Origin of the sequence: Ignisphaera sp., assembly GCA_038735125.1 — an archaeon.
Lineage (GTDB): Archaea > Thermoproteota > Thermoprotei_A > Sulfolobales > Ignisphaeraceae > Ignisphaera.
In genome coordinates this window covers 81,708-96,476 of the sequence record JAVYNU010000004.1, presented here as the reverse complement: position 1 = coordinate 96,476, position 14,769 = coordinate 81,708, and the positions used below count along the sequence as shown (strand labels likewise).

The 14,769-nt window shown below is 42.5% G+C and carries 13 protein-coding genes; 5 read left to right on the top strand and 8 right to left on the bottom strand.

Translation table 11 applies throughout. The annotated features are described in order from the left end of the window. Positions 1-2 precede the first annotated feature (2 nt). The 5 genes from purF to QW284_05945 are packed head-to-tail and all read right to left on the bottom strand — an operon-like array spanning position 3 to position 5,241. Positions 3-1,391 (bottom strand): amidophosphoribosyltransferase, encoded by a 1,389-nt coding sequence (purF, locus tag QW284_05965; GenBank protein ID MEM0339213.1) that lies wholly within the window; start codon positions 1,389-1,391, stop codon positions 3-5. Then, entirely contained in the window at positions 1,392-3,590 is a 2,199-nt protein-coding gene (gene purL / locus QW284_05960) for a phosphoribosylformylglycinamidine synthase subunit PurL (GenBank protein ID MEM0339212.1), read from the bottom strand. It abuts the gene before it with no gap. Next, complete coding sequence (purQ, locus tag QW284_05955; GenBank protein MEM0339211.1) at positions 3,590-4,279, bottom strand: phosphoribosylformylglycinamidine synthase subunit PurQ; 690 nt, start codon at positions 4,277-4,279, stop codon at positions 3,590-3,592. The genes purL and purQ overlap by 1 nt, the downstream gene beginning before the upstream one ends. After that, positions 4,272-4,529 (bottom strand): phosphoribosylformylglycinamidine synthase subunit PurS, encoded by a 258-nt coding sequence (gene purS, locus QW284_05950; protein MEM0339210.1) that lies wholly within the window; start codon positions 4,527-4,529, stop codon positions 4,272-4,274. The genes purQ and purS overlap by 8 nt, the downstream gene beginning before the upstream one ends. Then, positions 4,510-5,241, bottom strand: a complete 732-nt coding sequence (locus QW284_05945) for a phosphoribosylaminoimidazolesuccinocarboxamide synthase (GenBank protein MEM0339209.1) — start codon at positions 5,239-5,241, stop codon at positions 4,510-4,512. Before QW284_05945 ends, purS begins: the two co-directional genes overlap by 20 nt. Positions 5,242-5,473: 232 nt before the next feature. Here QW284_05945 and QW284_05940 point away from each other — a divergent pair, with 232 nt between their 5' ends. Both QW284_05940 and QW284_05935 read left to right on the top strand, forming a co-directional pair. Then, complete coding sequence (locus tag QW284_05940) at positions 5,474-7,237, top strand: hypothetical protein (protein MEM0339208.1); 1,764 nt, start codon at positions 5,474-5,476, stop codon at positions 7,235-7,237. A gap of 161 nt (positions 7,238-7,398) precedes the next feature. Then, positions 7,399-8,397: a DUF1152 domain-containing protein gene (locus QW284_05935; GenBank protein ID MEM0339207.1), complete on the top strand. Its 999-nt coding sequence runs from the start codon at positions 7,399-7,401 to the stop codon at positions 8,395-8,397. 32 nt (positions 8,398-8,429) lie between these two features. Here the strand turns inward: QW284_05935 and QW284_05930 are convergent, their stop codons facing one another. After that, a complete protein-coding gene (locus tag QW284_05930) occupies positions 8,430-8,702 on the bottom strand; it encodes a hypothetical protein (protein MEM0339206.1) in 273 nt (90 codons plus the stop codon). Positions 8,703-8,779: 77 nt separating this feature from the next. Between QW284_05930 and QW284_05925 the strand changes: the two genes are divergently transcribed. Next, entirely contained in the window at positions 8,780-9,343 is a 564-nt protein-coding gene (locus tag QW284_05925; GenBank protein MEM0339205.1) for an HDIG domain-containing protein, read from the top strand. An 8-nt stretch (positions 9,344-9,351) separates the two neighbouring features. Here the strand turns inward: QW284_05925 and QW284_05920 are convergent, their stop codons facing one another. After that, positions 9,352-9,816, bottom strand: coding sequence for a YbaK/EbsC family protein (locus tag QW284_05920; protein ID MEM0339204.1), 465 nt, complete (start codon positions 9,814-9,816; stop codon positions 9,352-9,354). A gap of 272 nt (positions 9,817-10,088) precedes the next feature. On the opposite strand from QW284_05920, the gene QW284_05915 reads away from it, so the two are divergent. Both QW284_05915 and QW284_05910 read left to right on the top strand, forming a co-directional pair. Continuing rightward, a complete protein-coding gene (locus tag QW284_05915) occupies positions 10,089-11,387 on the top strand; it encodes an MFS transporter (protein MEM0339203.1) in 1,299 nt (432 codons plus the stop codon). A gap of 122 nt (positions 11,388-11,509) precedes the next feature. Continuing rightward, positions 11,510-12,595 carry a hypothetical protein gene (locus QW284_05910; GenBank protein ID MEM0339202.1) on the top strand — a complete coding sequence of 362 codons (1,086 nt, stop codon included), beginning with the start codon at positions 11,510-11,512 and terminating at the stop codon, positions 12,593-12,595. A 63-nt stretch (positions 12,596-12,658) separates the two neighbouring features. On the opposite strand, the gene QW284_05905 is transcribed toward QW284_05910, so the two are convergent. Then, complete coding sequence (locus tag QW284_05905) at positions 12,659-14,116, bottom strand: MFS transporter (GenBank protein ID MEM0339201.1); 1,458 nt, start codon at positions 14,114-14,116, stop codon at positions 12,659-12,661. Positions 14,117-14,769: the final 653 nt, after the last annotated feature.

Here is a 14,769-nt window from a genome sequence, read left to right as displayed (position 1 = left end):
CATCACCTAATAAACATCTTTTCTAGGGCATCAGCATCAAGCCCTTTGAATGGGTATAGCCCAGTGAAGCAGGCATGGCATATCAGAGGTATTCCAACAGCTTTTCTAAGCCCCTCTATAGTGTTGTATCCAACGCTATCAGCATTCAAAGCCCTTGCAATCTCGTCTAAGCCCATTGCCCTCCAAGCCAGTAGCTGTTCTCTAGAGGCCACATCTATGCCCATGAAGCACGGGTATCTGAATGGGGGGCTGGCAACCCTTACATGTACTTCGCTAGCGCCAGTCTCCCTAAGCCTCCTCACTATACTCCGCATGGTGGTGCCCCTAACAATAGAATCATCGATGAGAACAACCCTCCTACCACTCACAACACTCTTTATAAAACCGTATTTGAGCCTAGATATGATCTCTCTAGACCTTGGAGGCGCTATAAACCCTCTACCAACATATTTGTTAACAACAATGCCCTCCTCAAGCGGCAACCCAGAAGCTCTGCTAAAACCTATTGCAGCAGCTCTACCACTATCAGGAACAGGAACAACAACGTCGCCCATTGCCGGAGCAGCTTTCGCAAGCTCCTCACCCATTCTAACCCTAGCAACATAGACGCTAACCCCATTAAATACGCTATCCGGTCTAGAGAAGTAGACATATTCAAAAACACATGGAGATATTGGGGTCGAAATTGGTGATTTGGTGAACTCGAGTGAGGAACCATCATAAGATATGATCTCGCCTGGCAAAACCTCTCTCCACCTCCACAGATGCCCGGTAACAATATCTAGCGCAGCTGTTTCCGACGCTACATAGAAATCGCTACCTGTATGCAATATCGCTAAGGGTCTAAACCCATGCGGATCTCTTGCAACAACAATCCTCGGCTCAGATGTCAATACGACAATGCTGTATCCCCCAACAACATAGTGTGGAAGAACCTTCAAAGCCTCGACAACATCGTTTCCAAACTCCTTAGCCAGCCTAAATAGAAATGCTGTCAAAACTTTGGCATCTCCATCAGCATCCGCAATCCCGAGGAGCTTTGCCATGCTAAAAAAGTTTGCTATTGTACCATTGAAAGCAACAGCCATTTTAAAATTCTCATCGCCTACTAGAATTGGCTGGGCCTGCGAGTCTAGGTATCCACCAGATGTGGAGTACCTTACATGCCCTATACCCCCAACAATCTCGTCGACACCTCTCAGCTGTGAGATTTTCTCATTGTTTAGAGCCTCTACAACAAGACCTTTCCCCACCACCCTATGTATTTCGCCACCTCTTGTAGCAACAGCTATACCGGCTGACTCCTGCCCCCTATGCTGAAGTTCTATGAGAAGGGATAGAATTGTTGTTATCACATCGCCTGAACCCATATAGCCAGCTATTCCGCACATCTATGCTTCGCCCTCTAGCTCCACTTCCAATGAATTGTTGTACACATCAGCAACTCTATCCAAATCTATCTCTACAACAGTCTTAGAATTGCTTGTTATTGTAATCCTATTGGAGTCGACAACTCTGCCAATAATACTGAACCTAACATTCATGCTCCTCGCCAATTTGGCGAATTCGTCAACTCTATCTCCTCTAACCTCAACAACATATCTTGCTTGGGTTTCTGAGAAAAGCAACTCATCTATTCTCTGAACACCCCTAGCATAGATATTTGCAACATCGATGCTAAATCCAAGTCGGCCCATGATAGCCATTTCAGCCAAGGATGCTATAAGCCCTCCTACACCAATATCGTGAACTGCGTTGACTAGTCCAAGTCTTATAGCTTTTTGTATCAACCTAGCATTCCTGATCTCGGACACAGGCCTTGGTCTAGGTATCTCACCCTCTTCAATTCCAAACAATCTATAGAGGTATTCGCTCCCACCTAACTCAGGGTATGTAACACCTATAATGGCTATGGCTGATCCATGTTCTTTGAATTCAACGGTCATTGCTTTGGATATGTCGTCTACCCTACCAACTCCAACTATAGTTGTTGTCGGCTTTACCTGTCTCCCCATATGATCCTCGTTATAGAAGCTTACCTTGCCGCCAACAACGGGCAGCCTAAGCTCTTCAGCCATCCATGCAACGCCCTTCAACATCATCTCGAAGTACCAGAACTGCTCTGGCTTCTCAGGGTTGCCAGCATTGAGTTCATCAACTATTGCAATCGGCTTAGAACCGACAGCAACTAGGTTTCTAAAGCACTCTCCAACAGAATTGGCTGCTCCGTTGAACGGATCTAGAGATGTGTATCTGGGGTTTGCATCACCTTTTACAGCAACACCCCTTCTACTACCATCCAACAACCTCAAAACAGCTGCATCCCCATAACCAGGCTTTACAACAGTTCTAATACCGACTTCATGGTCGTATTGCTGGTATATCCACCTTTTAGAGGCTATGTTGGGGGACGCAAGAAGCTTTAGAATAGCCTCTTCATATTTGGGCTCCGGGGGAGGGACAAAAATTGGTTTTAGTCCTTTTAAAGCATCTTGCGGAGGAGTTGAAGCTCTTCTAATCGGTCTGGGTTTTGCAAGCTCTTTTGCAGGTACCTCAGCAACCTTGTTACCATTGAAATAGACCCTTATAATCCCGTCGTCTGTGAAATACCCTATGATGCTGTATTGCAGATCAAATCTTTTGATAATCTCTTCAACGGTTCTGGAATTGGATGGGTCGACAACTATCAGCATTCTCTCTTGGCTTTCGGAAACGAGGAGCTCTAGGGGGCTCAGCTTCTCTCTTGTATGAAGCTTCTCAAGGTGTACAACTGCTCCGAGACCATGGTCGGCAGCAGTCTCGCTTATAGCTGTTGTTAATCCGCCTCCACCAAGATCTTTAATGTACCTAACAAGCTTTTTGCTAACTAAAAACTGTAGAGCGTCTATGAGAAGCTTCTCTGTGAGAGGATCACCAACTTGAACAGCCCCGATATCCTTGTCTCTATCCTCAGAGAGGGGCTTTGAAGCAAAGCTGCTGCCAAGTATCCCATCTCTTCCAGTAGCATTGCCAGCAATTATGATGAGGTCTCCAGGCTTTGGAGCTCCTAGCACAAGGTCGTCGATATTTGCTATGCCAACGCATGCCACATTGACTAGAGGCTGTGTATTGAATGAGCTGTCGAACCATGTGTCGCCGGCTACGGTTGGAATTCCTATCCTATTTCCATAGTCGCTAATACCCTTGACAATGCCTCTGATCAGCCAATTTGCGTGAGGGTCTCTGGGGTCGCCCATGTAGAGCATGTCTAAAAGCGCTATAGGTTTTGCACCAAGGGATAGAATGTCCCTTACTATCCCTCCAACCCCTGTTGCCGCTCCATCGTACGGATCTACAGCCGATGGATGGTTATGGCTCTCAATTTTGAAGACTATGGCGTAGTCTCGGAAAATCTTTACAGCTGGCGCATCTTTTCCAGGGCCGACAAGAACATGTTTTCCATCTGTTGGAAGAAGCTTCAAAAGAATTCTGCTACTTTTATATGAGCAGTGCTCACTCCACTGAGCCTCAAACATTGCCAGTTCTTCTACTGTAGGCTCTCTCCCAAGAATTTTTCTAATCTCATCTATCTCCTCATTTGTTAGGGGCATTACCACCCCCTCTTAAGAGAATGTGCTATACTCTCAAATATTATCCTCCCACCTGCCTTGAACCCCCTCGGCGCTAGAAAATCCTCTGAGGCTCTTTCGGGATGAGGCATTAGACCAAGGATCATACCGTCTTCTGTAGCTATTCCTGCAATGTCGTAGAGACTCCCATTTAGATTAAAGCCTGGTAGATACCTTATAATCGGAGATGTCTTGACCAACACACTATATGACTCGTTATCTATGTAGTACCTTCCCTCAGCATGTGCAATAGGCATATCAAGTGTCTGACCATCGCTGACAAGGCTGAGCCACGGCCCCTTAGGATTCTCAACACGTGTCCTAACCCATCTACACACAAACTTGCTTGTCTCGTTTAGCAGTAAAGCGCCTGGGAGTAGACCTGATTCCACAAGAATTTGAAAACCGTTGCAAATGCCCAGCACAGGCACCCCACTAGATCTGGCATTACCAAGCTCTTCTACAGCATTTGTTCTAGCTGCTATGGCGCCTGCTCTTAGCCAATCGCCATAGCTAAAGCCCCCGGGTATTATAACTGCGTCCCAATCCTTGAGCACAAAGTCTTTGTACCATACAATAGAGGATTCAATGCCTATAACATTTCTCAGAACATGGTGAACATCTTCGTCGCAGTTTGTTCCAGGAAACTTCAGTATGGCTACCCTAGGCATGGACCCTCAGCTCTATGTCGTGTACAACTGGATTGTATATTCTAAGTTTTTCACAGAGTTCCTTGACTATTTTCATAGCCTCTTCAGCATTCTTAGCATTAACTTCTAGCAATAGGTACTTCCCAGTTCTAACTCTTGAAACCATTGAATAGCCTCTCCTCAGTATCAAGTGCTTGTGTATAGTCTCTCCCTCTGGGTCCCTAACCCCCTTCTTATTTGTTATGATTACCTCAATAAGATGTGTAGACATTGTCTATCCCTACACCAATAACCTCGGCAAGACGAAGATAGGCCTTTAGAAGAAGACCAACATCTCTAGTCCTTCTAAAAACCTCTTTGTCAAGATGATTATTATTCTCGTCAACAACTCTAAATGTGTCTCCAGAAATTTCGTCAGCCAGAATTATTTCCCCAGATCTAGACCTGCCAAACTCGAGCTTTATATCGATGAATCTAAGATTTTTTGACTCGAAGAATCTAGTTAAAATCTCGTTTACCTTTAGGCTAACACTCTTTATAGTTTCGATATCACGAGTGTCTAAAATGCCTGTCCGCACAGCATCCTCCTCCAAGATAAGCGGGTCGTGGAGATCATCATCTTTATAATGAAACTCTATGAGAGGTGGCTCAAGTTTTTGCATAGGTTTGTAAAGAGGCATTCTCCTGATTAGAGAGCCATACGCATAGTTTCTGACAATAACCTCTATAGGTATCATCTCAAGTCTTCTGACCTTAATTCTTCTCGAACCATCATAATCTATGAAATGGGTTTTGATTCCAGTGCCTTCAAGAAGTTTGAAGAAAAACATGGATATTCTAGCGGCTAGAACACCCTTGCCTAGGGCAATAGCCTTCACAAGACCATCAGCGGCCGTAACATCATCTTTAAACTCCATCACAAGGGTGTCTTCATCAACAGCATAAACGCGCTTGCTCTTACCCTCGTAGATAAGCTGTAACATCGACACTTTAACCACATTTACTTTAATTGTGTAATACTCTATATAAACCCCACGTTTACATATCCCAAGATATTTATACATAAACTATGCAATGATAAGCACGTGTTAAGCTTATCATACTTTTATTCACTGTTTATGCAACCTGTTAGCTGTTTATACTAAATGAAACATGTGCTTCATGTTAGACCTTATTAAACCTATAATTCAGTATCCCTATATCGAGGTGCAAAAAATGAGAAATGCTGTAAAAACTCTGTTGGGGCTACTCTTCATAGCAATGGTTGGTCTAGCAATAATGCCGCAATTTGGACCATTGCCGGCATTTGCAGTTGCCCAGCAAGCTAGTCAGACAAATGCCACTACAACTGCTACTAAAATTGCCTATCAAGTGCTTTTGGCGAAGGCGATTATACTTAGGGAGATGCTTGGCAAGGCACAGTCTCTAAACATATCTGCCGAGCTTAGGTCAGAAATATCAGCGCTTCTAGCTGTTAACATCTCTCAGCTGTCTGTTGATGAGCTTAGAGAGTGGGTTGTCAATGCATCTAAGGCTCTTGCAGATGTCAGTAAGGAGGTTAGGGTAGGTGGAAAGGCGTATGCTGTTGGAGTTGCTCTGGAGAGGTTCTTGAATGGGCTTAGAACAGCTATTGAGAATAGGGCTAGAGAGCTTGAGAAGAGATACAATGCTACACTACCTGTTGAGAGCGTATTAGCCAACATGTCGAGGGCTAGAGACATAAGAGAGTTCAACAAGTGTTTAGAGGAGCTTAGAAAGCAGTTCGAGTATGAAAAGATGCATAGATTCGCCAATGCAACACTAAACATAGCGTCTGTGGAGCTGTCTAGGGGTACGGCAAAGGACTTGGAGGAATCCTTGCAGCATCTGGACATAGCTGTGGCCATTCTGAACAAAACTGTTGAGAGGCTTGAGAAAGCCAACATATCTGAGACAGCTGTGCAAGCACTTAGATTAGCTATCAGCAAAATTGTTGAAGCTAGAAACATCGTCGCCAACATCTCTAAGCAGATAGCTATTGAGAAACCTGCGAACATCAGCAAAGTCATCTCAAAACTCGTTGAGAATAAGACCGAGGAGGCTTTGGAGGAGCTGGAGGAACTAGAAAACGAGTTGCAGAGCCTGAAGAACATATCCATAGAGGTCAATACAACTTCTGTCATGAAACAGATAGACGAGCTCTTGCAGAGAATTGAGGAACTAAAGCAGAGAATCGCCAATGCCAGTGTAGAAGACTTGGCTAGGTGGATGCCTGACCTAGCAGAGATAAAAGCAAAAGCCAATATCATTAGGGAGGTTATAAATGAAACGCCAAAGAACCTACCAGCAAGAGATGTTGAAAAGGCTTACAATACAACGATTGAAAAAGCCAAGGAATCGTTATCCAAGGTAAAGGAGATGTACAACTACGTGGCAAACAAGTCAAAGACTGTTGTGTGTATACAGATCTATCCGCCACCTCCGCAATGCAAATTCATGGATATCAACTTCATGAAATGGGTGGAAAACTCCATCAACACAGCGGAGAACCTCATCAACGAAGCCGTTAAACAGTATAGCATTGGCAACAAAGTAACAGCGCTGATACTTGCAAACAAAGCCTACTCAATACTACAAACAATCAAAGCACAGCTAGAGCCCTTGTACAACATGCTCATCAGAACCTCCAAAGAGACTACAACACCTGTGCAAGCCACCTCCATAGAGGTCAAAGAGGCAAAGTTAGAACACGTCAAAGGCTACAACTATAACCTTGTCCTAAAGATTAAGAACAATGGAAATAGCATAGTCAAGATATTGAGCATAGGTATTATGATGCCGAGAATGTCGCCAAAAACTGTGAATGTAGATATTGGTCCAGGAGCTGAGAAAACAATAACAGTTAATGTAACCATTGTCCCACCTATATCAGAGAAAAGTATAAACATCGTCATAACAACATCGATAGGAGTAATAACTACTAGTGCTGAAGTCGAGTAGCAAACAACACAAATAAAAAATTAACTAACTTTTTTATTTTATATTTTTATCTGTTACATCATCGCCGAAGAGACACTATGTTTTGTATTAGGTGCTTAGCTTATTTTCCGTACTTAATCAGATTATTTATTTATAGTTTCCATATTTGACTGGTGATTTTGTTGGAACTATTTTTCGGCGGTAAAAAGTGTCTACTGTTTTTTGCTGCTGGTGGTGGAGGTGATGTTGCGACAGCGTCTATGCTTGCGCTGGCTGCTAGAAGACTTGGTTTAAGATCTTTTGTTGCTAGTGTGGTCTGGGAGAGGTTTGTTGTTGATCCTATTCCAGGTCCTATTAAATTTGATGAGGTCTCTAGAGGCAGACCCATAGGCAATTTCTCTATGTTTGTTGATGGTAACTCCAAGGCTTTTAGAGGTGGTAGAGAGGTTGTTTTCCAGGCTGCTAGAGTCTCTAAGGTTCTTGGAGAACCTATTGCTGTTATTGATCTTATAAGTGGTGTCCACGGTGTTAGGAAAGGCTTGGAGGAAGTGTTAAATTACTTTGGATGCGAAACTGTTGTAGCTGTTGATGTTGGGGGAGATATTGTTGCGACAGGTTTTGAAGAGGATTTGTGGAGTCCTCTAGCAGATTTCACAGGGCTTGCGGCTGTGGCCCAGCTAAAAGGTGTTGTAGCTGTTCATTCTCCTGGAGGTGATGGGGAGCTAGCCCAAGACTATGTTTTGAAGAGGATTTCGCTCATAACAGAGCATGGTGGATATCTAGGGGCTAGGGGTGTTACTAGAGAAGATGTTGAGAGTCTTGAGAAGATACTTGAGTTTGTTGAGAGTGAGGCTAGCAGGGCGACACTGCTAGCTGCTAAAGGTGTTTGGGGCTATGCTTCCATTAGAAAGGGTAGCAGAGAAGTCTTCATATCGCCAGTAAATCTACTGACCTTCTTTCTAGACTCAACTATTGTAGCATCACTGAATCCAGTTGTGAAGGACATCGAAAATTGCAAAAGCATTGAATGCGCAAGAAAAAGACTCAACGAGCTTGGCATATTCACAGAGCTTGACCTCGAGGAAGAGGTGTATAGGCTAATCCAAAGAGGTGTTGAGATAACAGGGGATGTTCTCCTAGACATAAAGAAGAGGTTCAGAAGATCTATCAGCAAAGGGTGAGGTCATCACCTCATCAGCTCTTCCCTCTATCATCACATATAATTAATAGACTTGCTAGCCCTGTTCTCAGCCCCAATCAATGTAGCAACATTTTGCAACCCCTTTACAAAACCCTCTACAACAATACCCTCATACTTTTTAAACAACTCGCCGATTATCTTTTCTGCATCGCTTCTCAAAGGCTTCAACTCCAAAACAACGCAGACCTCTACATAATCAGCTATATCCGCGCATACCCTAGCCGAGGTAGCACCAATCTCCTCTACAGTGATCTTGCCAATCCCCGGAATATCAAAACTTTTCATAACTATCAGATATAGCTTCTACGCAAAAGAGTTAATTAGCTGAAACGATGTTCTATACCCAGCAGAGGTTGTCCAACATGATTTCAAGGGAAGAGGCACTGAATCTTTTGAGGAGATATCTCAAAGATGAGAAGATGGTAAAGCATTGCATAGCTGTTGAAGCGATTATGAGAAACTTGGCGAAGAGGCTAAGCGAGGACGAGGAGCTGTGGGGGTTAACAGGCCTTCTACACGATATAGACTACGACTATGTGGACAGGGACATGAAAAGACATGGACTTGAAGCACTAAACATTTTGAAGAGTCTTCTCCCAGACAATGCCTTACAGGCTATAGCAGGTCACAACGAACACAACGGATTTGTGGTAACAAGTGAGAAGGCTAAGAGGCTTCTCCACGGGCTGAGAGCCTCTGATCATGCATCTGGACTGATAATAGCAACAGCACTTGTCATGCCGAATAAAAAGATCTCTGAGATTAGACTAGAGACTCTGATGAGGAAGTTTAGATCGAAGGACTTTGCGAAAGGAGTTGACAGAGGCAGGATAATGGAGATAGAGCATCTTGGTCTAAAGCTAGAGGAGTTTCTAGGCCTAGCACTAGAGAGCTTGAAGAACATCTCTGCAGAGCTTGGATTGTGAAACCAGCTCTACCTGAATACATCCACTATTTGGGGATTCAGATATCTCAGAAGATCCTGGACCCTCACCTTGTACAACCTGTTTAGAGATCCCCCACCACATATAACACAGTCTAAAGACAGTATCTGAGGATCCATCAACACCCTTAACGACTTTACCCTTGGCGACAATGGTGTAACCGCGCCAACCTCAACACCGAGAACCTGTTTGACCTCCCAGCTTTTGGCAAGCTCAACCCTTTTTCCAAGCAACCTCTGTATCTTCTCAACATCAACCCTTCTATCACCTCTTACAACAGCTACAATATACTCGTTGTCTGCCCTCATTAGAAGAGTCTTCACTATAGACGATCTTGGATAGCCACTTAGCATAGAAGCTTTTTCGACAGTCTCCACAGTATCGCTAAACTCCATAACCTCGACTTCGATGCCGTCAACAACATCTCTCCAAACCCTTTTAACTTGTGCACCCATAGCCAAAACCCCTTAGCAGCACCTCTACTAAAACAAATATCCCTGTAAAAACTAATAATCGTCTTTAGCTCAGCAAACCTACTTTCCCCACTAGAACTTCTCTAATTGGCTGACAAAGACATGTCTAGGGATACATTATCGAATTCTATTTGAATTCTATATAGTCCTAAAACATTTGTTTAATTGTGCATCTATATATTTAGGTGAACATTATGAGAACTGCTTGAGGTGGTTTTGCCATTAGGAAAAGACTCTTTCTAGTCTCTTCCACCATGGCCTCTTTTATAACTCCGTTCATATCTTCAGCTGTCAACATTGCTCTTCCATCTATTGCAAGGTCTTTGAATATTGATATGGCTCAAGTTAACTGGTTTGCCAATGCCTTTCTAATCTCTTTGGCATCAACAATTCTTCTCCTAGGTGTTATAGCTGATTATGTTGGTAGAGAACGTGTTTTTGTTTCAGGCGTTATTCTCTTTGCCATAACCTCTGCCGCTATCCCATATATCAAGGATTTTGCAGCTCTTCTAATTTTGAGGTGTCTCCAGGGTTTGGGAGCCGCTATGGTCTCTGGAACAACCGTCGCAATTCTGGCTAGCATGTTTCGTGAGAGAACAGGTCTTGTGATAGGGATAAACAGCGCTGCTGTTTACATAGGCACAGCCTTGGGACCTGTTCTAGGAGGTTTCCTAACAAGTTTCCTCGGCTGGCCCTCGATCTTTATCTTTGTAAGCTTCGTAGCTTTGACAAGCACAGCTCTGGCTTTCACATCCATCAATCTCGGCAAAAGGGATTTGGGGAGAAGACCTGATCTAGTAACACCAGCTCTCTTTGTTGCTTCCTTGGCCATGGTCTCAACAGGCTCGGCTTATATAAAGAGTTTTGGTGGTGCAACAATTTTTGGTATGGGTCTCACCTTCTTCATCGCCACATTCATCATTGAGTACAAGCATCCAAGGGTCTTTGCCAGACAAATTTTTGAGAAGAGAGTTTTTCTGGCATATCTGGTTGCGCTATTCAACTATGTCTCTACCTTTGCATTATCGATACTCTTCAGCAACTACCTCCAAACAGAGATGGGATTGAGCGCGTGGCAAGCAGGTTTAATCCTCTTGTCACAACCCATAGCACAAACTCTCCTATCTCCGATAGCAGGGCACTTAGCAGATAGGTGGGATCCTGGAGTTCTTGTAGCACTTGGCATGGGCTTGATAACCCTGGGGATAGGAGCTTCAATCTATGTATACACACAGCAATGGCTTTTGATGACTATACTGGTTGTTGTGGGGATAGGCTTTGCATTCTTCGCATCTCCAAACACAACACAGATTGTTAGGAGAGTACCAAAAGAGGTGTACGCAACAGCGACAGCATTCCTAGGAACCATGAGATTCCTAGGACAAGCATTAAGTACATCAATACTAACAATAGTTATTGCCACATACAAAGTAGCAGCACCAATGAAACCAGCACTAACAGCATATTTAATAGCCTCGTCAATTGGAACACTGTTAGCAGTTTTCACAATAGCCAAAGAACATGTGAATACCAATTGCTCCAAGCAATTTTGACTCAACTGCCCTAGATGACTGGGGATAGTTAGGAACTCATTTATTTACCTGCTCTTTATGCAGTGCCTCTGGTTTCACAAAACTTAAATATTCGTGTTTTAGAATAGAGATGGGCTGTTTCAATGCATAGTCGGAAGCTGTATACAAAGCTCTTTGCGATATTTTTCACAGGGCTTGCTATCAGAGTTTTGGTTGGTTTGCAGGGTATTCACGGCACAGATATTCTTGCCCATGTAGAAGGTGCTAGAAGTTTTTTATTGACTGGATCCCCCTACTGCTTAGCGAACTATAGCTATCCGCCCCTATACTCAGCCATACAATCGATTGGCATCATCATATTTGGTTGGAATGTTATTGGATATAAGTTCGCCTCCATACTTTTTGACTCTCTCTTGACAATAGCAATTTTCTTTGTTGTCAGAAGGTTCACAGGTGATGAGAATCTTGCCATTGCCTCTAGCCTTCTATGGGCCCTAAACCCGCTGGCGATTGTTGCTTCTGCATGGTATGGGCTTTTCGACTCTATACCAGCCCTCCTATCAATGCTCTCCATATACACGCTCTCAAATCTTGGTGCCGCCCTATCTGCATTGCTTCTTTCTCTAGCTATTGTAGCGAAAACCTATCCCCTTATCTACCTGCCACCAAACATAGCTTTTCTCAAATCTGTGGATATCAAAAAGGCCTTGGGTTATTTCGCTATTGTAGCTGTTGTTTCTCTCTGCATAGAGTATATGCTCTCTTTCAAATGTTTTGAAAGGTCTCTGCAAAACCAGTTTCTATTCCACATTGAAAGACTTGACAAGGGACTTTCTCTAATGCCTAGAATACAGTACATGAGCATAGCATCAATGGTGATCTCCATGGTTGCTGGTCTTTTCATTCAGAGATTTCTTGCAGACAAAGGCACTAGTAAGGACATGGCCTTAGCAATCTCCGCTGCATTCTCAACAGTTCTTCTTGTGATGCTAAATCCATTTATATATCCACATTATGTAATATGGTTTAGTCCTATGGTATTAGCCGTTTTTATGATCTTGTATAAGCATAGAGGTATATGGATATCAGCTCTATATACATTGGTGCTCTCCGCAATAGGTCTACTATACTGGAGATTCTATAGGGACACCTTTATCGTTTTAACAGACTCTATAGCTCTTTACGCAACAATACTATCAATGCTTATGATGACAAAGAGATTCTGGTAGAATACTATGGAAAAGATTCTTTAAAGAATCTCTTATGTTAAATCCAAAACATATTTTACTTTACTATGCTTCAAAAAGTGTATCTATCTTTTCATGGCTTTTTCTAGTGCGCGAAACTGTAAATGGTATTGCTATTGCCATTAGAATTGATTGCACCTTAAATGAGTGTTTAATTGTTTTTGAGAGCATAGATATTTCTATTGAAAGACTGCTTTCGCTTGTGTTTTGTACTCTTTCATATGTGATTAGCTTTGAAACTATTTCGTATGGCAGTACCTGTGTTAGTGATAGAACGGCTATATTAAGACTCAGCGCAAATCCTATATTAAATGATATGGTTCTTATAGATGATGCGATGCCTCTTCTATGTGGGGGCACAGAGTTCATTATTGAGCTTGTATTTGGGGAAACGAAAAGACCTGTTCCAACACCTAGTAAAAGCTCTGCGACAATCAATGTATTAAGTGAAGAAACCATAGAAATTATGTAGAGAGCTACTGAGCCAGCAGCAAGGCCAGCAACTGCAACTGGAACAAAGCCTATGGAATCTGAGAGCCTGCCACCAACAACACCGAAAACTAAGAAGCTTAGCTCATATGGTATCAAAAGTAGACCTGTTTGGGTAGCTGTAAATCCCTTAACCGATTGGAGGTATATGGCTAAAAGCGTCATCGATGCTCCGAAACCTATTGAGTATAGAAGCTGAGCGACTATGCCCCCACTAAATTGCCATAGCCTAAATATACTGAGATCTAGTGCTGGATGGCCTGTGTTGAGCTCCCATATAGAGAAAAATAATAGTAGAGCAATGCCAGATATCATGGTGTATAGAGAATACTTAGAGAATCCATATCCATAGAGTGTTAGCCCAATGAGTAGTAGTGCAATAGCAGCTGTAAATGATGTAAATCCAAGCCAGTCTATATATGGCTTCTCAACAGGTTTATACCTTTCCTTAAGCTTCTTAGCACTCCACAAAAGAATTGCTAAACTAAGAGGTGCTTGTACTAAGAAGATCCATCTCCACCCAAGATAATCAATTATAAAACCGCTAAGAGTTAATCCAAGAAGTGCCCCCACCCTCCAAGAGACTTGGTTTATCCCAAGCCATGTTGCAAGCCTATTAGGGGGAACATTATCTGTTAAAATTGTTACAGTTAATGATATTAAAAATGCAGCTCCAACACCTTGTATGCACCTTGAAACAATTAATAGTATTGGACTAGTGCTTAGACCAGAAATAAAGGCTCCTAAACCAAAAATTGCTATCCCTAAATTAAATAATCTAACTCTTCCAAATAAATCAGATAACCTCCCAACAATGAGTTGAATAACTGTCGAGCCAAGCATATATCCTTGAACAATCCATACAATTTGATATATATCAGCACCTAAATCTCTTGCAATAGATGGCAAACCAACAACAGCAAGTCTTGCGTTAAACCCTGTTAGAAAATTGACTAGGGTTGTTACAGAAAGAACCATGTATATATCTGTTTTAGAGGTATAACCTCTAGCCATTTACTTGTCTCACCTCGTGAGTATATCCGAGTGTCTGATTGTGTCTATTTGATACAATTCTTTTGATATTGTATACGCTTTTCTGTTACACAGTCCTCAGTTTATCTCACAATATTATAAAACTTTTCCTCACTAATAATAATAGCCGTACTCTAGATGATCGAGTACATGAAGACTTAAGAAAAGAAAATGCAAATCTGATATATTGCATCCAATAAATCTCTTCGCGGAGCCTGCATCGAGCCTCTGGCCTGTGTATATCACATAATATACAGAGTATGTAAAGTTAATATCAATTTGATATCAGCTTAGCTGGTTCTCTACACACTTTTACTCTAGTTAGCGAACAGTTTTGGTTAGGCTTTTTGGCTATGGCTTATGGTAGTGGCATTTGAAGCCCCTTGGCAATCCAGCTTACACAACTGGCAATTAGGAAGCATTTGAGGAGGAGACAAAGGCTGGTAGACTAGTTAGGGAGACTTATGAAATGCTTGTAAAGGGCGAGCTAAAACTCTTGATACCTTGAAGAGGTTAAGAAGCTAAAGAGAGAAAACGCCATGTTGAAAAACAAGGTAGAGGATTTGAAATCCCGTCTAAAATCTGTTGGTGTAAACATAGAGAAAATTGCTGAGGATGTTTCACAGATTAAGAAA